The sequence below is a fragment of the Neomoorella sulfitireducens genome (genome assembly GCF_024733845.1).
In the GTDB taxonomy this organism is placed as follows: Bacteria; Bacillota; DSM-521; order Neomoorellales; family Neomoorellaceae; genus Neomoorella; species Neomoorella sulfitireducens.
In genome coordinates this window covers 189,375-209,544 of sequence record NZ_JANRHG010000001.1, presented here as the reverse complement: position 1 = coordinate 209,544, position 20,170 = coordinate 189,375, and the positions used below count along the sequence as shown (strand labels likewise).

At 49.1% G+C, this 20,170-nt stretch carries 20 protein-coding genes; 19 read left to right on the top strand and 1 reads right to left on the bottom strand.

Annotated features, from left to right (window positions below; genetic code table 11):
* Positions 1–36: 36 nt before the first annotated feature.
* Positions 37–1,485: an NAD-dependent succinate-semialdehyde dehydrogenase gene (locus NWF31_RS00970; RefSeq protein WP_258358630.1), complete on the bottom strand. Its 1,449-nt coding sequence runs from the start codon at positions 1,483–1,485 to the stop codon at positions 37–39.
* 207 nt (positions 1,486–1,692) lie between these two features.
* Here NWF31_RS00970 and NWF31_RS00965 point away from each other — a divergent pair, with 207 nt between their 5' ends.
* The 19 genes from NWF31_RS00965 to NWF31_RS00875 all read left to right on the top strand — a co-directional run bounded on the left by NWF31_RS00965 (position 1,693) and on the right by NWF31_RS00875 (position 20,145).
* Complete coding sequence (locus tag NWF31_RS00965) at positions 1,693–2,436, top strand: GntR family transcriptional regulator (RefSeq protein WP_258358629.1); 744 nt, start codon at positions 1,693–1,695, stop codon at positions 2,434–2,436.
* 12 nt (positions 2,437–2,448) lie between these two features.
* The gene (locus NWF31_RS00960; RefSeq protein WP_258358628.1) at positions 2,449–3,201 is read left to right on the top strand and encodes an HAD family hydrolase; all 753 of its coding nucleotides are present in this window, start codon (positions 2,449–2,451) and stop codon (positions 3,199–3,201) included.
* Between the two features lie 51 nt (positions 3,202–3,252).
* Entirely contained in the window at positions 3,253–4,017 is a 765-nt protein-coding gene (locus NWF31_RS00955) for an SDR family NAD(P)-dependent oxidoreductase (RefSeq protein WP_258358627.1), read from the top strand.
* 270 nt (positions 4,018–4,287) lie between these two features.
* A complete protein-coding gene (locus NWF31_RS00950) occupies positions 4,288–5,460 on the top strand; it encodes a sugar ABC transporter substrate-binding protein (protein ID WP_258358626.1) in 1,173 nt (390 codons plus the stop codon).
* A gap of 125 nt (positions 5,461–5,585) precedes the next feature.
* A complete protein-coding gene (locus NWF31_RS00945; protein ID WP_258358625.1) occupies positions 5,586–7,085 on the top strand; it encodes a sugar ABC transporter ATP-binding protein in 1,500 nt (499 codons plus the stop codon).
* On the top strand, positions 7,082–8,080 hold the full coding sequence (locus NWF31_RS00940) for an ABC transporter permease (RefSeq protein WP_258358624.1): 999 nt from the start codon (positions 7,082–7,084) through the stop codon (positions 8,078–8,080). Before NWF31_RS00945 ends, NWF31_RS00940 begins: the two co-directional genes overlap by 4 nt.
* Before the next feature lie 23 nt (positions 8,081–8,103).
* Positions 8,104–8,982 carry a sugar phosphate isomerase/epimerase family protein gene (locus NWF31_RS00935; protein WP_258358623.1) on the top strand — a complete coding sequence of 293 codons (879 nt, stop codon included), beginning with the start codon at positions 8,104–8,106 and terminating at the stop codon, positions 8,980–8,982.
* Positions 8,983–9,041: 59 nt separating this feature from the next.
* Entirely contained in the window at positions 9,042–10,061 is a 1,020-nt protein-coding gene (locus tag NWF31_RS00930; RefSeq protein ID WP_258358622.1) for a Gfo/Idh/MocA family protein, read from the top strand.
* 100 nt (positions 10,062–10,161) lie between these two features.
* The gene (locus NWF31_RS00925; protein WP_258358621.1) at positions 10,162–11,991 is read left to right on the top strand and encodes an aldehyde ferredoxin oxidoreductase family protein; all 1,830 of its coding nucleotides are present in this window, start codon (positions 10,162–10,164) and stop codon (positions 11,989–11,991) included.
* A 5-nt stretch (positions 11,992–11,996) separates the two neighbouring features.
* Complete coding sequence (locus tag NWF31_RS00920) at positions 11,997–12,251, top strand: MoaD/ThiS family protein (RefSeq protein WP_258358620.1); 255 nt, start codon at positions 11,997–11,999, stop codon at positions 12,249–12,251.
* A 6-nt stretch (positions 12,252–12,257) separates the two neighbouring features.
* Complete coding sequence (locus tag NWF31_RS00915; RefSeq protein WP_258358619.1) at positions 12,258–13,211, top strand: phosphoglycerate dehydrogenase; 954 nt, start codon at positions 12,258–12,260, stop codon at positions 13,209–13,211.
* Positions 13,212–13,251: 40 nt separating this feature from the next.
* On the top strand, positions 13,252–14,310 hold the full coding sequence (locus NWF31_RS00910; RefSeq protein WP_258358618.1) for a zinc-dependent dehydrogenase: 1,059 nt from the start codon (positions 13,252–13,254) through the stop codon (positions 14,308–14,310).
* A gap of 15 nt (positions 14,311–14,325) precedes the next feature.
* The gene (locus NWF31_RS00905) at positions 14,326–14,898 is read left to right on the top strand and encodes a glucose-6-phosphate isomerase family protein (protein WP_258358617.1); all 573 of its coding nucleotides are present in this window, start codon (positions 14,326–14,328) and stop codon (positions 14,896–14,898) included.
* A gap of 10 nt (positions 14,899–14,908) precedes the next feature.
* Positions 14,909–16,480: an FGGY-family carbohydrate kinase gene (locus NWF31_RS00900; RefSeq protein ID WP_258358616.1), complete on the top strand. Its 1,572-nt coding sequence runs from the start codon at positions 14,909–14,911 to the stop codon at positions 16,478–16,480.
* A 215-nt stretch (positions 16,481–16,695) separates the two neighbouring features.
* Complete coding sequence (locus NWF31_RS00895) at positions 16,696–17,493, top strand: dihydroorotate dehydrogenase electron transfer subunit (protein ID WP_258358615.1); 798 nt, start codon at positions 16,696–16,698, stop codon at positions 17,491–17,493.
* Positions 17,490–18,425, top strand: coding sequence for a dihydroorotate dehydrogenase (locus NWF31_RS00890; protein WP_258358614.1), 936 nt, complete (start codon positions 17,490–17,492; stop codon positions 18,423–18,425). Before NWF31_RS00895 ends, NWF31_RS00890 begins: the two co-directional genes overlap by 4 nt.
* Positions 18,426–18,447: 22 nt before the next feature.
* Positions 18,448–19,035, top strand: coding sequence for an orotate phosphoribosyltransferase (gene pyrE / locus NWF31_RS00885; protein ID WP_258358613.1), 588 nt, complete (start codon positions 18,448–18,450; stop codon positions 19,033–19,035).
* Positions 19,036–19,078: 43 nt separating this feature from the next.
* Positions 19,079–19,318: a hypothetical protein gene (locus tag NWF31_RS00880; RefSeq protein ID WP_258358612.1), complete on the top strand. Its 240-nt coding sequence runs from the start codon at positions 19,079–19,081 to the stop codon at positions 19,316–19,318.
* A 155-nt stretch (positions 19,319–19,473) separates the two neighbouring features.
* Positions 19,474–20,145: a GntR family transcriptional regulator gene (locus tag NWF31_RS00875; protein WP_258358611.1), complete on the top strand. Its 672-nt coding sequence runs from the start codon at positions 19,474–19,476 to the stop codon at positions 20,143–20,145.
* The last annotated feature ends 25 nt before the right edge of the window (positions 20,146–20,170 follow it).

The following is a 20,170-nucleotide window of genomic DNA, read 5'->3' as shown; positions in this document are numbered from 1 at the left end:
CATAGGGGGGCTTCTTAATTTGATATAACAGTATGTTTATAGTAACGTCATGCGGATATGCTTTAAAGCCAGGTATTCATTGAGGCCGTGATGAGACAATTCCACCCCCAGGCCGCTTTCCTTCCAGCCGCCGTAGGGGAAAGCCACCTCACCGCCGGTTACATTATTAATCCCCACCGTACCGAATTGCAGGCGTTCAGACAGGGCAAAAGCCGTCTTGAGGTTACTTGTGTAGACGTATGCTACAAGGCCGTAAGGGCTGTCATTGGCAAGAGTAACAGCTTCTTCTAAATCGGAAAAACTCATTACGGGAGCCAGGGGACCAAAAGTCTCCTCGGTCATAACCAGCATTTGATGGTTTACATTGGTCAACACCGTAGGCATAAAGAAGTAGCCTGGCCCGGCCTTCTCCGGTCGCTTGCCGCCATATACCACCGTAGCCCCCTTCTTGACAGCATCCTGGAGGTGAGCCAGGGTTTTTTCTAAACCCTCTGATGTAGCCATGGGACCTAGATCCACATCCGGGTTGCGCAACCCATCGCCGATGGTCATTTTGCTTACTCTAGCAAGCACCTTTTCAAGGAAGGTATCGGCAACGGCTCGGTCTACATATACCCGGTTAATGGCATTGCAAATTTGCCCCATATTACGGAAAGAGCGGTAGACCGTCCCCTGGGCGGCAGCTTCCAGGTCGGCGTCCCGGCACACAATAATGGGGCAGTTGCCTCCTAACTCCAGGGAAATCTTTTTGAGGTAAGGGGCCGCCAGGCTCATTATTTGTTTGCCGGTTTCCGTAGAACCGGTAAGGGTTATTTTCTGCACCACGGGACTGGATATGAAGGCCGGACCGATCCTGGTGCCGGAACCCAGTAAGAGATTGATTACGCCGCCTGGTTCCAGGCAGCTGTTTACCAGCCGGACAAATTCGCAGGTAGCCAGGGGAGTATTGCTGGCAGGCTTGACGATTATGGTATTGCCGGCCGCCAGGGCCGGGGCTATTTTCCAGGCGGCCAGCGAGACAGGATAGTTCCACGGCACAAAGGCTGCCACCACACCCAGGGGCTGCCTGATTACCAGGCTCCTGGTGTCACTTTTATTGGTAGGCAATATTTCACCCAAAACCCGCTGCCCCTCTTCGGCATAATAATCCAGCGCTTCAGCGGCGGCCTTTATTTCTCCCAGGGCTTCAGCCAGGGGTTTGCCTTGTTCTAAGGTTAAAAGCCGGGCAATGGCTTCAATATTAGCCCTCACTTCATTAGCAGCCTTATGTAGCATTTCCCCCCTTCGAGCTGGGCTGATATGCGACCACTCCCGGTAGGCTTTACCGGCGGCGTTAATGGCGGCCTGGATCTCAGCATCACCCGCTTCGGGCAAGGTACCGATGGTTTCCAGGGTGGCGGGGTTGATGATTGATTTTTGCTTCTTGCTGCAACTCTCGTAAATGAGCTCGCCGTTAATCAACATAAAAGCATTATGCCTTGACAAGGTTGGTCCTCCTCTCTTAGTTATGCTTATATAAGCATAACGAATACACATACTAATGTCAACATGTAAATACATCATCTTGAGAGAAAAAATTTTTGCTGCCAGGAGGAATCGCAAAAAGAATGTAGAATATAGAAGATGTAAACACAACCTGAGATCATTGTAAGTTGCTCCGGTTTAATTTTAGTATTAAAGGCAGGGAAATTAATGCCTGTACCTCAGGGTTTAAACATGGACCCCCGCATACCCCTCTACTACCAGCTGATGCAGCTTTTTCGCCAGCAGATCGAAGAAGGGGAATATCAACCGGGAGATTCCTTTCCTTCGGAAAATGAATTGTGCGAGAAATTCGGCGTCAGCAGGCCGACGGTGCGCCAGGCCCTTAATGAATTGGTGAGAGAGGGCTTGCTCCATCGCGTCAAAGGGAAAGGCACCTTTATTTCGGTGCCGAAAATCCAACAGGATTTCATGCAAAAGCTGGTAAGCTTTACAGAAGAGATGGAACAAAAGGGTTTAAAAGGCACCACCAGGGTATTGTCCTTACAGGTTGTACCCGCCACCAAAAGTGTCGCCGCCCATTTATCCCTGGCCATCGAGGAACCTGTTTTTCAATTAGAAAGGTTAAGGTTTGTCAATGATGAGCCTATTGTAGTGGTAACCACCTTTTTACCCCAGAAGTATTGTCCTACTCTTATGCAGCAGGACCTGAATAACCAGTCCTTGTATAAAACATTAGAGGCGCAGTACAGTATTCACATTTCCAGGGCCCGGCGTATCCTGGAGGCAATAGCGGCCACGGAAGAATACGCCAAATTGCTAGAAATAGAAGTAGGGGCGCCTATCCAGCTTTCAAGAACTGTCGCCTGGGACCAGTACAACCGGGCGGTAGAATTTTCTATCGCTCGTTACCGCGGCGACAGGAGCCAGTTTACTATTGATTTAATAAGGTAATAAGGAGAGCTTATGCCAGCACTGAGATGTGGCAGCAAGAGAATCGAGTGCGAGGGAGTAATCTTTGATAAAGACGGTACACTGATTGACTCTTTTAAGATTTGGCCGAATTTAATAAAAGTCAGGGTAAAGATTTTACAAAGGGAAATAGGGTTTGATAATGAAATGGCCCGGCTCTTAGAAAAAACTATGGGCCTTCATGAAGGGGGGATTATCCGGCGGAGTCCCATTGTAGTCGGGTCGCGGGAGCAAACAGCGGCAGCTGTGGCCACCATGCTTTTTGTGTATAGAGGCATCCCCTGGGACACAGGTGTGGAAAAAGCTTATCTGGCTTTTGAGTTATGCGATAAGGAAATGGGGATGGCAAGCCAAGCCCTGCCGATACATGGGGCCCGGCAAACTCTAAAAAGTCTTTTTGCAGCCGGGTTCAAGATTGCAGTTGCTACAAATGATGATATGGAACGTACCCGCGCGTTAATGGATTACGCCGGCCTGGCTCCTTACATACATGCTTATGCTTGCCGTGATGAAGTCACGAGGGGCAAACCTGCTCCCGATCTCATATACCTTATATGTGAGCGACTGGGTTTAACAACCGAACAATGCGTAATGGTGGGGGATTCCCTTCTAGATATACAAATGGGGATAAATGCGGGAGTTTATATGGCGGTAGGCGTTTTAACTGGAGCTTTAATTATAAAGGATATAGATGTTTCAAAGTATACGGTTATACATGATATTACAGGTATTGTACCAATTTTCTGATCATCAGAAAAGGATTATGCATTTATTTCCAATTTAAGGGGGGTAATTTTTATGAATTTCAACTACCTCAATAAGGTTGTGTTGATTACAGGAGGTGGACTGGGCATTGGGCGGGCAGCATCATTGCTTTTTGCCGAGCATGGAGCAAAGGTTGTTATAGCCGATTTGAATGAAAAAAATGCTCAGGAGACAGTAGGGCTAATAAAAGAAAAAGGTGGAGAGGCTTGCTATTTCATCGCAGATATCGCCGAAAAAGAGCAGGTTGAGGCATTGTTTAAGGCGGTCCTTGAAAAATGCGGGCGTATAGATGTACTGGTAAACAATGCCGGGATTTATTACCAAGGAAATGCTGTTGAAACACCTGTGGATGTTTGGGATAAGATTATGGCAGTAAATCTTAAAGGAGCTTATCTTTGCTCAAGGGAAGTTATTCCTGTTATGGAGAAACAGGGAGGGGGTGTGATTATTAATGTGTCTTCTGAAGCCGGGTTAGTGGGGATTAAAGGTCAGGTTGCTTATAATGTATCCAAAGCTGGCCTGATAGGCTTGACCCGCAGCATGGCAGTTGACCATGCCCCCATAATTAGAGTTAACTGTTTATGCCCCGGAACAAGCGCGACTCCTCTCGTTGAAGCGTCTATCCGCAAAGAAAAAGATCCGGCAGGAGCAAAAATGAATCTTGAGCAGGTGCGCCCGATGAAAAGATTGGGAACTCCAGAAGAGCAGGCCATGGCCATTCTTTTCCTGGCAAGTGAAGAAATAGCATATGCAACGGGTGCAATATTATCAGTAGATGGTGGGTATACTGCGCAATAATGTAATGATGCTGCGGTATAATTTTAAATATTGAGATGTAAGCACAATATGATATTAAGGCATAATGTCGAGAGGAATGTTTTTACACACTTCTTGCTTAAAGATACTCAACCCCCGACGGCGAATTTGACAAACGCAAAAATCTTTTAATTCGCTGGGGGTAAAAAAGAGTAAATCCTTCCGGTTGGAGGTGGGGTGGAACAGGTTTTGCGATTTTTTGTAAGAAAAAACAAATTGTAGGGAGAAAAAGGTAAAAGGAGGTATGAAATCATGTTTAAGAAAAGAACCCATATCATTTTAGTATTGTTATTGTTAATAGCATTAGTGATATGGGCCGGAGGATGTGCCAAGCAGCAGGAAACCCCTCAAGGTACAGCACAAGGGAGTGAGTTTAAACTACCAGAAAAAATAGTTATCGGATGGGCCCCGCCGGATATTACAGGTGTTTTTAAAACAGCTCAGGATTATTTAGAAAGTGCTGCCAAGGACGCAAAAGAAAAGGTAGGACTTAACATTGAAATAATCACTCGTGCTCCAAGTGCTCATACAGAGTATGCCAACCAAGTGGCTATTCTTGAAAACTTTATCCAGAGAAAAGTAGATGCGATTGTAGTTTCGCCTATAGATGTTGAACCTATAAAACCTGTGATAAAGAAAGCCAATGATGCAAAAATACCAGTAATAGTTGTTAACCTTCTTGAACCCATCGAGGGCATAGAAGTAGCGTCTTATATCGGATTTGATAATGAACAAGCTGCCCGGGTTAGTGCATATGCCGTCCTTGATTACCTGGGCGGGCCGGGAGTTTTAGGTGAAGGAGAAAAAGTAACAGTCTCGCCAGAAACTTACCTGGATGAAGCTTGGTGGAAAGATCTCTATAGCAAAGTAGATACCAATAGTATAAAAGGCAATGTGGCGATAATCGAAGGTGTAGCGGGTGACTTTTTCTCCAACGCGCGCACCAAAGGATTTCGCGATGTGATTAGCAAGTTCCCGGGTGTAAAGATACTTACCGTTTTACCCGCGGATTGGAACCGCGAAAAAGCAGTAAAGGCTGCGGAAAATATACTACAGAACTATAAAGATGTGGATGTAATTTGGGCAGAATGCGCAGAAATGGCTCTTGGAGCTAAGAACGCAGTCCAGGCAGCCAACAGGCAAGACCAGGTGGCTGTATTTAGCAACGATGGTACCCCGGAATCTGTAGATGAGATACGGAAAGGAACTATTGTCGCCGAGACCTGGCACGGTTTTCCTGAATGGGGATGGTATGGAACCAAATTTGCTGCAATGTTGAAATTGGGATTACAAATACCTGAAATCTTTGATGTTCGCCCAAGAACAGAATATAAGGACAACGCCGATATGTTCTATCCGAATCCCAAGCTGGAGCCTATTGACTGGAATAAAATAGTTGATGATGCTAAAGCCCTGAGCAAGTAAACTTTTTAAGTGCAAAAAGGGAGTAGGAGTAAGTTTTCACTCACGCTCCTACTCCCAAACTGTGAGGTTATTAAAGTTGCTTTTAGAGATTTAAAGAATGCTTAAGGAGGGAGAATTTTTAAATTGTGAAGTCGTTATTTGTTGAGCTAAAAAATATAAGTAAAAGATTTTTTGCGACGCAGGCCCTGGATAATGTCAGTCTTAGCATAAAAGAAGGCAGCGTCCATGTTATTTTAGGAGAAAACGGTGCCGGCAAGTCTACTTTAATGAAAATTTTAGCCGGGGTTATAAAACCGGACTCAGGTGAGATTTTCATAAGAGGTAAAAAAATTGAGCTATCCAGTCCCATGGATGCCTTAAACCTTGGCATAGGAATGGTATATCAAGAACTTACCCTGGTGCCAAGCCTGTCGGTCTTTGAAAATATTTGTCTGGGTAATTTACCCCAAAAAGGCAAATCTTTTATTGTTGATTGGGAAAATGCCCGGAAGCGGGCCAGGGATGTTCTGGTACGACTAGGTGCCGACGAAATAAAACTTGATCAGAAAGTAAGAAACCTGAATGTTGGGCAACAACAATTAGTGGAGATAGCGCGGGCGATTTCCCGTGATGTGCGGCTGGTGATTTTAGATGAGCCGACATCGGCACTTACAAATAATGAAAGGGAAAAATTGTTTACTGCTATTAAAGCCTTAAAAAAAGAGGGAGTATCTTTTATATATATATCCCACCGTCTGGAAGAAATTCCGATGATAGGTGATGAAGTGAGCGTTCTAAGGGATGGTAAAGTAATTGATACCAAAACCGTCGGCGAAGTTGATGAACAAACTCTTATAAATATGATGATAGGCCGCACTCTGGAAGAACAATTTCCCAAGGAAGAGGTTGCAAAAGGCGGGGCGGTATTGCGGGTTGAAGAGCTGCAATCAGGCAAAGAGGTACAAGACGTTACTTTTGAGGTTAAAAAGGGCGAGGTTTTAGGTATAGCAGGTTTAATAGGATCCGGAAGGACAGAACTGCTAGAAGCTATCTTTGGGCTCAGGCGTATTGATAAGGGCAGAATATACCTCAACGGTAAGGAATTTAAGCCGGGAAGCCCTGTTGATGCGATACGTTCCGGGATAGCCCTCATAACAAAAGATCGCAAAAACAGCCTGGCTCTACAACTTTCGGTGGAAAAAAATTTGACGCTGGCAAGCCTGGATAAATACAGCAGTTTTGGGGTTGTAAATAAATACAAAGAAACGAGTGAAGCCGCGACATTAATTAAGGAATTAAAAATTGAACCACCGGAACTATCTAGAGCGCTAAAGACCTTCAGCGGGGGTAACCAACAAAAGGTGGCCCTGGGAAAATGGCTGTGCAGTCAAGCAAATATCTTCTTAATGGATGAGCCGACAAGAGGCATAGATGTGGGTGCTAAAGTTGAGGTTTATCGTTTAATTAACAACCTGACAACAAATGGAGCGGCGGTAGTTATGGTTTCATCAGAAATTCCTGAGCTCCTGGGGATGTCAGATCGAATAATTGTTATGCGCTCCGGCCGAGTATGTGCTGAATTTGTCAGGGAAAATGCTTCACAAGAAGCAATTCTCCGAGCTGCATTGGGAGGTTCAGTTGCATGAAAGGGTTAATTGATGTTACTTCAGGAACAGCTACGCCTGCCAAAAAGAAAGAAAATATATTGGCAGAGATTTTTAGTAAAGGGACGGCTTTTTTTGCCCTGTTAATCCTGGTGGCATATTTGAGCATTGCCAATCCAAACTTCTTTCATCTAAATAACTTTATTAACATTGCCAGGCAGTCTTCGATAAATGCCATATTAGCCATTGGAGAAACGCTGGTCATCATCCTGGCCGGGATTGACTTATCAGTTGGATCTGCTATGGCACTGGCAGGTTCGGTAATGGCCGTAGCACTAGTTGAATATCACGTTGGTGTTCCTCTTGGTATACTTCTTGCCTTATTTACAGGAACCCTGGCAGGACTTATAAACGGATATATTATATCGAAAGCAAGGATTCCTGATTTTATTGTCACACTGGGCGCTTTGTCTACCTTAAAAGGCTTAGCGCTGATAGTTACCGATGGTCTCCCTATATCTGGAATTCCTAGTACAATTGTTTGGTTAGGAAGCGGAGATATCATGGGGATACCGGTGGCTGCCATAGGAGCGCTCCTGGTGGCGCTAGTAGGATGGTTTTTATTAAATAAAACCACCTTCGGAAGAGCCGCGTTAGCTATGGGTGGAAATCAAGAAGCCGCCCGCGTGTCAGGAATAAATTTAATAAAGACCAGGGTTTTGGTCTATTGCTTTTCAGGTTTATGCGCAGGTATAGCAAGCATTTTTATGGTAGGGCGCCTTAATTCAGCCAATGCCTTGATGGGAACCGGTATGGAGTTGACTGCCATCGCCGCAGTTATTATCGGCGGGACAAACCTTTTTGGCGGCGAAGGCAGCATCGGTGGTACGCTTCTTGGTGTTATTACCATGGGCGTATTAACAAACGGCTTGGATTTACTCAACATTTCAGCCTTCTGGCAGCAAGTTATCCTGGGTCTAGTCATAATTGGCGTAGTCGTATTTGATCAATGGCGCCGGCGGCGGTGGGGCAATTAAAGCAACTAAGGAGGTGCAGGCTAATGCCCTTTAAGTACAGCATCAGCAACTGGATTTATGGTGAAGAGGAATTACAGGCAACATTTGAGCGGTTGAGCCGTTACGGCTACGATGGCGTGGAGTTAATGGGAGAACCGGCAGAATATGACGTCAAGGAAGTTCTCTCTTTGTGCCAGAAGTATAACCTGAAAGTGTTATCGATTGCCGGCATGTACCCCTGGCCTACCAGTGAGCGTGATCTCAGTAATCCTGATCCAGAGGTCAGGACGCGGGCAGTACAATACCTTAAAAGCTGCTGTGATTTTGCCAGTGAACTTGAGGCGAGAGTTATTATTGTTGTTCCGGCCGCCGTGGCTAAAACCCAGCCCGTTGGCAACCCCCGCGAAGAGGAAGATTGGCTTAGAGCGTATGATAACGAATGGAAATGGGCAGTAGATTCCATCGGTAAGGCGGCAGTTTATGCGGAGAAGCATGGGGTATTTTTAGCCATTGAACCGATTAATCGTTACGAATCATTTTTAGTTAACACCTGTGAGCAGGCTATAAGAATGAAACGCGAGATTGGTTCGCCTGCAGTAAAAATTCACCTGGACACGTTTCATATGAATATTGAGGAACAGAATCCTGCTGATGCCATAAGATTGGCAGGGAAAGATCTGGTGAATGTTCATGTCGCTGATAGTAACCGCACGGCAGTAGGAGAAGGCCATATAGATTTTCATGCTATAATTCAAGCCCTCCTGGACATTGATTATCAACGGACATTAAGTCTTGAGCCTCTCCCGCCTGTACCCGATCCGTATATCGCGGCTCGTATTAAACGTTTTATGCCCTTAAGGGATGATTATGCCCGCCTGTCAATTGAACGTTTAAAAGCAATAGAAAGCGAACTCAGGAGATAAAAAGAGTATATGGTGAGACGCTAGCTAAATTTTAATTTTAGATAAAGGGGAGAAACAATATGAGGAAAGTAGACGTTGTAGGTGTAGCAGTCCTTGGCGTTGGGCGCGCTGGTATGGTCCATGCGCGTAACTTTGCGGAGCATGTACCTGAAGCGCGCCTGGCGGGGGTGTACGATGCCGACAGAGAACGTGTCGATGCGGTAGCCAGCGAACTGGGGACCAAGGGCTATTATAATATTGAAGATTTATTGCAGGACGCCAGCATCGATGCCGTGGTCGTCGCGGCGCCGACCTTTGCCCATAAAGACCTGGTGGTGGCGGCTGCTGCCGCTAAAAAGGCTATCCTGTGCGAGAAGCCCCTGGCGCTAACTCCCGACGAGGCGGAAGCCATGCAGGAGGCGGTTACCGCTGCCGGGGTGCCCTTTGTCATGGGTTTCATGCGGCGCTATGATGAAAATTTCCGCCGGGCCAAGGAGATTATTGCCAGGGGTGATATCGGTCGCCCGCTCATTATTAAATCTACTGGCAAAGGGCCAGGACTGCCGTCGCGCTGGGCGTGGGATGTGAAGAAGAGTAACGGCGTTTTAGGGGAAGTCAACAGCCATGATTTTGATTCCGTCCACTGGCTGATGGAAGCCGAATACGCCTGGGTCTTTGCCAGGGGCAAAAATTTACGCTCAGAGGAGCTAAAAGAGGAGTTTCCCGATTTCTACGATAACGCCCTGGTGATGTTTGAGATGACTAATGGCTGTCTGGGCATGATCGACGGCTCCTGTCCAAGCGAATACGGCTATGATGCCCGGATTGAAATCCAGGGAAGCGAAGGTGTGCTTTTTATCGGTGATATCGCCCGGCATGGCCTGACAGTCTGTACCAGGAGCAAAGGCGTAGCGAAGGATGTCGTCGATAGCTGGCGCAGCCTCTTCCGGGACGCCTATCTAAAGGAAGACAGGCACCTGGTGGAGTGCCTGGTAAAAGGCGTACAGCCGCAGACGACCCTGCAGGATGGGAGACGGGCCCTTAAAGTGGTGCGGGCCGCTAACCAATCAATAATAACAGGGAAAGTGGTTAGCATATAGGGTGACGAATACCAGTTTTTACCGGAGTTTATGTTCACGGAGGCGCCGCGCATGTAAAGACAATATCATGTAATAGCAATTATTCCGGGAGGAAAGTTTTATGTTTAAAGGCGGGTATCTTGGTAAACTTTTACGAGTTAACCTGAGCAATGGTTCCATAGTCGTAGAAAATGTCGATCCAGACATCTATCGCCTGTTTTTAGGCGGGCGTGGGGCGGCGGCCTATTACTATTACCGGGAAATCGGGCCGGACACAGATCCCCTTTCTCCTGACAACAAGCTCATTTTCTTTACAGGCCCCCTTACCGGACTCAGTCTTCCATCGACTACTAAATTCCAGCTGGCCACCCGGTCGCCCATGACGGGCCTCTACCTGTGTTCCAACTCCAGCGGCAGGGTGGGCCCCCACCTGAAATTTGCCGGCTACGACGGTTTGATAGTTGAAGGCCGCGCCGCCAACCCTGTATTCATTTATATTAATAACGACAGCGTTGATGTCAGGGACGCCTCCTCCCTCTGGGAAGAAAGAACTTCCCGAGTTGAAAAAAGGTTAAAGGAACTTGCCGGTGAGCCCCGGGCGGCAGTTATGAGTATCGGACCGGCGGCTTTTAAAGGAGCCGATCTGGCTTGCATCATGGTCGACGGGCGCAGCTTTGGCCGCGGTGGCACGGGCCGGGTCATGGCCAGTAAAAATTTGAAAGCGGTTGTAGTTTATGGTAGCGGTAAAATACCTGTTTACGAAGCTGAAAGGATAAATGATTTAGGCAAGACGGCTGCACAGAGGGCCCGGGAAGGGAAACCGGTACATACCCGGTTCGGCACGGCCCAGTATACAGGTGTAATGAATGAGTTCGGCTGTTACCCGAGCTACAACTTCCGCACCGGTGTCTTCGACGGTATAGATACCATTACCGCTGAATATATGGAAAAGCATTATAAAGTAAAGAACCTGGCCTGTTACCGCTGCCCGGTGGCCTGTGCCCAGCTCTGCGAGGTAAAAGAAGGACCTTTTAAGGGGTTTAAAAGCGATCCGGAATACGAAACCATTGGCGCCTTTGGCGGCCAGTGCGGTGTGAGCGACTTCGGCGCCATTGTTGCCGCCAACAGCCTCTGCGATGAATACGGGCTCGACACCATGTCGACGGGTACGATTATCGCTTATGCCATGGAATGTTATGAACTAGGCCTGTTTACGGAGAAAGAGCTGGGGATGAAGCTGCCCTTTGGCGACGGCGAGGCTATGGTGGCCATGGTAAAGCGTATGGGTGAAATGGAGGGTTTTGGGGCTGAACTGGCGCGGGGTTTTCGTTACCTGGCTCAAAAGTACCCAGCAACAGTACCGTACATGATGCATGCCAAATGGATGCCTTTTGCCGCTTACGAGCCGCGCGGTTTCCACGGCATAGGCCTTTCTTACGGGACTTCCAGCCGGGGCGCCTGTCATAATGTGGGCGGGTGGACCATCCGCGACGAGTTGCTGACGGGAGAGTACGATCCCTTTGCCATAAAAGGCAAAGGGGAACTGGTCAAAGTCATCCAGGATACGCGGGCGTATATCGACTCCCTGGGGATCTGCACCGTGGTAAGGTCGGCCATGGGGTTTACCGACAAGCCGACGGGCAATGTCCTTGAGCTAGTTACCGGCTATGACTTTATGCCGGAATTGATGACCATCGGTGAACGTATTTACACCCTGGAGCGGCTCATTTTAGGGCGCGAGGGAGTAACGCGGGACAACGATTACCTGCCGGACCGCATCATGAAGGAGAAGCTGCCGGAAGGCCCGGCCCGGGGGCATATGTTAAGCAAGGAGATGTACGATGAAATGCTTGATGAATATTACCGCGCCCGGGGATGGGACAAAGAAGGCAGGCCCACGCCGGAAAGGTTACAGGAGCTGGGACTGGAATTTTGCCTGCGGGAAGGTTAAGCAAAATGCGAATAGCGGTGCGTTACCTGGGCCCGGCCTCCAGCTTTAGCAATACTGCCAGCGATGTCCTGGAATTCGACCGGCCGGTATCCCTTCAACAGGTGCTAGATACGATCACGGCCAGGCATAACTATAACTTTACGCCACCGGCCTGGGCTCTCTTACTTGAGGGGCGTGGCGTTGCCAATGAAAATTGGGCCGGTATCCTTATCGAAGCTGATGCGGAAATCACGATTTTACCCCATTTATCGGGAGGATAAAGTAGTATGGGCTATAAAGTAGTAGTTACGCCTCGCTCCTTTGGAGCGACTTCCACCAGACCCCTGGACATGTTGCGGGAAAAGGGTTATAAAGTAGTGCTTAACTTACAGGGGCGCCCTTTCAAACAGGAGGAGCTTCTCGAGCTGGCCGCTGATGCCGACGGCCTCCTGGTAGGGATTGATGAAGTATCTAGGCAAGTGATAGAAGGTTCTCCGAGCTTAAAGGTAATTTCCAAGTACGGCGTGGGTATCGACAACATCGACCTGCAAGCAGCCCGGGAACGAGGTATTATTGTTACCAATACTCCCGGGGTAAATACGGAAGCAGTGGCAGACCTGGCGGTGGCCCTAATGCTCTGCGCGGCCCGCCAGGTGGCCGCAGCCGACCATTCCGTAAGAAAAGGTGAATGGAAAAAGTTTATGGGCGTTTCCTTGTTTAAAAAGACGATAGGCATCCTGGGTACGGGTCAAATTGGGCGAGCCGTGGCCAGGAGGTTAAAAGGATTTGAAACGAAGCTCCTGCTGTACGATATAGCCAGAGATGAAGAGTTTGCGGCCGCGGTCGGCGGTCGCTACGCCGGACTGGCGGAAGTATTGCAGGAGGCCGACTTTGTGTCCGTGCACCTGCCCCTCCTGCCGGCTACCCGCAATTTAATCGGTGAAGCAGAGTTAAGGCGGATGAAGGCCGGTGCCATAATTGTGAATACCGCCCGGGGCGGCATAATCGATGAGACGGCCCTGGTGAAGGCATTGCGCGAGAAATGGATCAGGGGAGCGGCTTTGGATACCTTCAGTGTCGAGCCCCTGGCCAATGAAGAATTAAGGAAGCTGCCCAATGTGGTGTTAACCCCCCACATCGGCGCCTATACCGAGGAAGCAGTATCAATGATGGGCATGCAGGCGGCCAGGAATCTTATCGACGCCCTGGAAGGAAGGCGGCCGGAAAGCGCAATAAACTAAATAAGCCAACCTGGATATTTGGCAAAGGGGAAAAAGGAAGATGAAAAAAGCAGTTTACCTGGAACCGCATGTACTGGAAGTGGTGGAGGATGAAATACCGGCCATCGGCCCGGAGGAAGCCCTTTTGCGGGTGCAGGTTTGCACTATCTGCGGTACCGACCTGCGCATCTATAATTACGGCCATTTTAAAATCCTGCCTGGTACCAAGAGGGTCCTCGGCCACGAAGTGGTAGGGGAAATAGCCGCAGTAGGAAGCCAGGTGCAGGGCTTAAAGCCGGGCATGAGGGTGGCGATCGCGCCGAACATCGGCTGCGGCCACTGCGATATGTGTGTCCAGGGCTGGAACCAGCTCTGTCCAGACTATGATGCTTTTGGTATCAGCCTCGACGGCGGCTTTGCCGAGTATATGAAGATCCCAGCCCCGGCAATCCGCCAGGGTAATATCCTGGAAATCCCCGAAGGGATATCTTACCGGGAAGCAGTACTGGCCGAACCCCTTTCCTGCGTTTATAACGGTTTTGAATCAGTTGCCATTAAGCCAGGAGATACAGTAGTCGTCTTTGGCGCTGGCCCTATAGGTTTGCTGCATGTCCAGCTGGCCAGGCTGGGCGGGGCAACCAAAATTATTCTCTGCGAGCCGGTTGAAGAGCGCTTGCAGGAGGGCAGGCGGTACGGGGCCGATATCCTGGTCAACCCGCAGAAAGAAGATATCAAAGCCGTTGTCATGGAGGAAACAAAAGGGAAGGGGGCGAATGCTGTCATTACCGCCGTCTCGGCGGCAGTCGTCCAGCAGCAGGCCCTGGAAATTGCTGGCGTCCACGGGCGGATCAATTTCTTTGGCGGGTTACCCCGGGGCCGGGAGATAGTATCCCTCAACACCAATTTAATTCACTACAAGCAGCTCGTCGTAACGGGCACCACCGGTGCCAACCACAGGCAATACCGGCGGGCACTGGAGCTTATTGCCGCCAGAAAAGTTGAAACCGGGAGCCTGATCGGTAAAATTTATCCCCTGGAAGCGATTACGGAAGCTTTTCAACAAGGAAATACCGGGAAGAAGATTGCTATAAGCTTTGAAGAACAACCTGTTACCCTTTAGGAAGGAGAACTGGTAATGGCCGATTTTTTACCGTTTAATACTACCTGCGATTTTACTACCGGCGTATTAAACCCGCCTGGCAACCTGATTAGCCGCTATCTTGCCGATATGCAGGGGGTTTTTCATGATAACGACGCCTACGTAGCGATGATGAAGGAGAACCCCAAAATTTATGAGTTCTATAACGTAATCATCCCGGAAGAGGAAGGACACCTGCAGCACTGCACCAGCATCGTCTACCCGGGTAAAGTGGGCAATGAATACTTTATGACCAAGGGGCATTATCACGCTATCCCGGGGACGGCAGAAATCTATATTTGTTTTCGAGGCCGGGGCAAATTGGTGATGCAAACAGTGAAAGGTGACTTTAAAGTCTTGGATATGTACCCCGGGAGTATTTCATATATCCCTCCATTCTGGGCGCACCGGACCATCAATGTTGGCAGCGAGCCGCTGGTATTTTTCGGTGTTTACCGCGGGGATGCCGGGCATAATTACGGTACCATCGAAGAAAAAGGGTTTTATAAACTGGTTATAGAAAGGAACAATATCCCGACAATTATTGATAATCCTCTCTATGGCAGATAGGAGGGGGACAATGGGCCGGAAATATTTAATGGGTATTGATATAGGCACCACCGGTACCAAAGCCGGGTTATTTGACCTGGAGGGCAACCTGGTTGCCGATGCTTATGAAGAATCGGTTTTGCATTATCCTCAACCCGGATGGGTAGAACAAGAGGCCGAAGACTTTTACCGGACCACATGTTTAACTGTGCGCCGTGTACTAGAAAAAAGCCGCATCAACCCCGCCGATATAGCGGCCATCGCCTTTGACGGGCAGATGGCCGGGATTCTGGGGATTGACGACGACTGGCAGCCGGTGACCTGGTATGACTCCTGGCTGGATATTCGCTGCCAGGAATACGTTGACTGGATCCGCGAAAATTATAACGATATTTTTATCAATACCGTAGGCATGCCGCCTACGGTAGCCCACGGCCCCAAAATGCTGTGGTGGAAAAACGAAGAACCGGAGACCTTTAAAAGGATCGCCAAATTTATTGTCCCGTCGGTATACGTGACCGGCCGGATTTGCGGCCTCAAGGCGGAAGAGGCCTTTGTCGATCATACTTACATCCACTTTTCCGGGGTCAGCGATGCCCGTAACATCGCCTGGTCACCGGAATTGCTCGAACTATTTGACTTGCCGCCGGAGAAGATGCCGCGTATCGTGGAACCCTGGGAAATAGTGGGGTGTGTTACGGCAAAAGCGGCCGTAGATACAGGACTGGTTGCCGGGATACCGGTAGCCGCCGGAGCAGGCGACCATGCCGCCAGTTGCCTGGGGGCCGGCCTGGTGGAGAAGGGCCTGGTAGTGGATGTCGCCGGGACGGCTTCTATCCTGTCCTGCTGCGTTGATCGTTTTGTCCCCGATGTAGCCAATAAGACTATTATCATGCCGCGGGCGATACCAAAAGACCTGTGGTTACCACATGCCTACATAGGCGGTGGCGGCCTGTGTTTAAGGTGGTTCAGGGACACCTTCGCCCAGGGGGCCAGGGAACAGGCGCTGCAGCAGAGCATCAGCGCTTATGATCTTTTAAACCAAAAAGCAGCCGCCGCTAGCCCGGGTAGCGAGGGACTATTATTTGTTCCCCATCTCGGGGGTCGAATTTACCCCTACGACAGCAACGTGCGCGGGGCCTGGATCGGCTTTAGCTGGAACCATGACCAGGCGACCTTTTATCGCTCGATCATGGAAAGCATCGCCTATGAGTATTGCTATTATTTGAGTGTCGAAAAACAACTTTACCCGGAACTTGAATTTAAAGAGGTCCGGGTCATCGGCGGGGGTGCCCGCAGTGATTTCTGGAACCAGATGAAGGCCAACATCCTGGGCATACCTTATGTAAAACTGGACCGGGAAGAAGTTGGGATACTGGGTTCTGCCATCCTGGCAGGCTATGCTACCGGTATTTACCGGGAACTTAAAGCCGTAGCGAAGCATATGTCCCGTACCGGCAGGAGGTATGAAGTCGATATTAAGCTACACCAGTTTTATCAACCATATGCCCGGCTGTATGCCGAAGTTTTTGCCAGCCTAGCACCGGTTTATTCGCGGTTGGTGAAATTATCTTCAAGGGCAGGCAAGGGTTCAGAGAACTGACGATTTTAAAGGAAAATTAGGTTGCTGTATGTACGTTAAGTCCGGGTAGAAATTAGAAAAAAGAGAAATAATAAGTTTATAGCCCTAGCCTTTTCATTAGCTGGGCGAAAGTCAGATAAGCACCTGGCGATTTTTTAACCGCCAGGCTTTTTCATGCAGGAAAATCGGAAACCATGGCGAATATATTAGAGATTTTTGCGTAAAGGGTGACCGTGTTGATACAAAATATGGAAGCTGAAGTGCTGGCTGCGCGCCAGATGGGGCGGGAGGTTTTCCTTCTAAAACTGCAGGCCCCGGCAGTTACGGCGGCTGCGCAGCCGGGGCAGTTTGTCCATATTCGCTGTTCAGAAACAATGGATCCCCTGTTGCGACGTCCATTAAGCATTCACGACGTCGGCGACAAGGGGGAAATAGTTTTGTTGTACCAGGTTAAGGGGCGCGGGACGGCCTGGCTGGCCGGGCGGGAGGCAGGCGATAAAATTGATATTTTAGGCCCTATTGGCCGCGGTTTTACTCTGCCGGCCGGTAAAAGGGTCGCTTTAGTAGCAGGGGGGCTGGGTATTGTTCCCTTGCTTTTTCTTGCCCGGCGGGCGCTAGAAGCGGGGAATGAGGTTGACTTTTTTTACGGCGCCCAGGATAAGGAACGCTTATATCAGCTAGAAACGTTAAAAGCCATGAAGATTAACCTGTTCGTGGCTACAGATGACGGCAGCGCAGGTTTTCACGGGCAGGTGACCAGATTGTGGGAGCATTATCTCGAGGAAAGAACTTATCACCGGGGTTATGCCTGCGGCCCGAGGGCCGAATTGGCTGAATTCGCCCGCCTGGCAGCGAAATATTCTATGGCGGCAGAGGTTTCTTTGGAAGAAAAAATGGCCTGCGGGTTAGGGGCTTGTCGCGGCTGTGCGACAGCCCTTCTTGATGCCCGGGGGAAAATATATTACGAAAACGTATGCACGGGTGGACCTGTTTTCAATGCAGCCGATGTGTATTGGGGAGACCAGGTAAAATGAAGCAAACTGTGAATAGATCTAGAGTTAACCTGGAAGTTCAGCTCGCCGGTTTAACTTTACAGAATCCAGTTATGCCGGCCTCCGGTACCTTTGGTTTTGGCGAGGAATACGCCCCTCTTTTCGATTTAAACCGCCTGGGCGCGATTGTTGTAAAAACCATTACCCTGCAACCGCTTATTGGTAATCCACCGCCACGCTTAATGGAAACTCCCTGCGGAGTCCTTAATTCAATAGGGCTGCAGAACCCGGGACTGGAGGTCTTTATCCGCGAAAAACTACCCTACCTGCGCCGGTTTTCCCCACCCCTGATTGTCAATATCGCCGGCAGGACAATTGATGAGTATGCGGAACTGGCGGAACGTTTGAGCGCTGCCGGCGGGGTTGCCGCCCTGGAGGTAAATATCTCCTGTCCCAACGTTAAAGAGGGCGGCATCGTGTTTGGCACGGTACCGGATATGGCGGCCCGGGTGACGGCAGCAGTTAAAAGCCAAACCCATTTACCGGTAATAGTTAAATTAACACCCAATGTGACGGATATAACGGCAATAGCCAGGGCCGTTGAAGAGGCCGGCGCCGATGCCCTTTCCCTGATTAATACCGTCCGGGGCATGGCCATTGATATTAAAACCCGCCGGCCCGCCCTGGCAAATATTGTGGGTGGATTGAGCGGCCCGGCCATTAAACCTGTAGCCCTTTATGCCGTCTGGCAGGTGGCTCAAGCGGTAAAAATACCGTTAATAGGCATGGGTGGCATCATGACCTCCCGCGATGCCGTTGAATTCCTGCTGGCGGGGGCTACTGCCGTTGCCGTGGGAACGGCCGGTTTAGTTAACCCGACGGCTATAATTGAAATTATTGCCGGCCTGGAGGACTATCTTGTTGAGCAAGGGTTAAACGACATCAGGGAGCTAATCGGAGCAGTCCAAATATAATTTAGAAAAGGGGAGAGCTTTTATGTTAAGTCGCGACGAAATAATGAACATCTTCAGGCGTACAGGGGTTTTGTGGGAAGGGCATTTTGTCCTGACTTCCGGTCTACACAGCGCCCATTACCTCCAGTGTGCCCGGGTGCAGCAGTACCCGGAGGAAAATACCCTCCTTTGCCGTGAGCTGGCGGAAAAGTTTCAGGGTCAGGGCATTACCACTGTCATTGGGCCGGCGATCGGAGCAATTATTATGTCGTATGAGATTTCCCGCCATTTAGGCACAAGGGCGTTATTTGCCGAGCGTGAAAACGGGGTGATGACCCTGCGGCGAAGCTTTACCCTGGAACCGGGCGAACGGGTCCTGGTAGTTGAAGACGTTATTACCACCGGTGGCTCGGCCCGTGAAGTAATCGAGGTAGTAAAACAGCACGGGGCTATCCCGGTCGGTGTGGGCGCCCTGGTTGATCGCAGCAACGGTCGTGCGGACCTGGGCGTACCTATTCAATCCCTCATTACTTTTGATATCGAAACCTACAGGCCTGAAAACTGTCCCCTGTGCAGGGAAGGATTGCCCATTGTCAAACCCGGTAGCAGGCAAATTACAGTTATGCCTTAAGAAGGCAAGTTATACGTTTATAGAAATAGAGAAGGTACAAACAATGAATTTACCCCAAAGCACCAACATTTTATCTACTTTTACGGGGAGAGCAAGGGTGCTCCCCCAGGCGGGTTACGGGGTCGCCATTTTATCCAGTTTACTTTATGGAGGCAATATTATTGTCGCCCGGGTGGTTACCCCTATGATGCCGCCCCTCGCCCTTTCCCTTGTTCGAGGTGCCCTTGGCCTTTTAGTGTTAATCCCCTTTGGAAGTATTGTCACCGGCTTCAGGTCAACGTAGTTGCAGGTATATCTCTGGGCTCTATACCCCGGATGGTTTTTAATGAATTGCCGGGGTTGTAATTTTTTTAGGGACTAGCAGGATTTTATAAAAGATTGTAGAATAAAGCCATCTAGGATCCAGGATCCCAAACTGGTGGATAAGGATGTGTATGGATGGCTGAAATCCAAGTCCAACTAGAAAACCAGAGGCGGCCTTTAAGATATACTGTTTACCAGTATCTCAAAGAGAGCATTTTAGAGGGGCGTTATCAAAAAGGGGACAGGCTTACCGAGGCTGAAATAGCAAAGGAATTGGAAATCAGCCGGACACCGGTGCGCGAGGCTCTTCGCAAGCTGGAGCAAGAAGGACTGGTTTCTTATGAGCTAGGGAAAGGAATTGTAGTTATTTATTTAGGCGCCAAAGATATGCTAGAAATTTATTCAATTATGGTTGCCCTAGAGGGAATGGCCGCGCGCCTGGCGGCCGAAAACATTTCCCCTGATGAGATTGAAGCACTGGAAAAGATACTTGCCGAGATGCAGGTGGCTATTGATGATAACGAGGTGGGCAAATATCAACAAGCCCACAGGGAGTTTAATGAAATTCTCTTTGCTAGTTCCAATAATAAACACCTTCTCAGCCTATTAAGATTGTACCAGGATTATATAGTGCGGACGGAGAGTATAACCTGGTATAAAAAAAGAGACAGGCTAATGCAAGAACATAGTGGTATCTTAAATGCTATCAAGGATGGTGATAAAGAGAAGGCCGAAACCCTTATGAGAAAACATGTAGAGCATAGCAGGCAGGTTTATTTGGCAGTAATCAATGATGATAAAGCCTGACATTTATTGTTCGAGTTTGAAAACA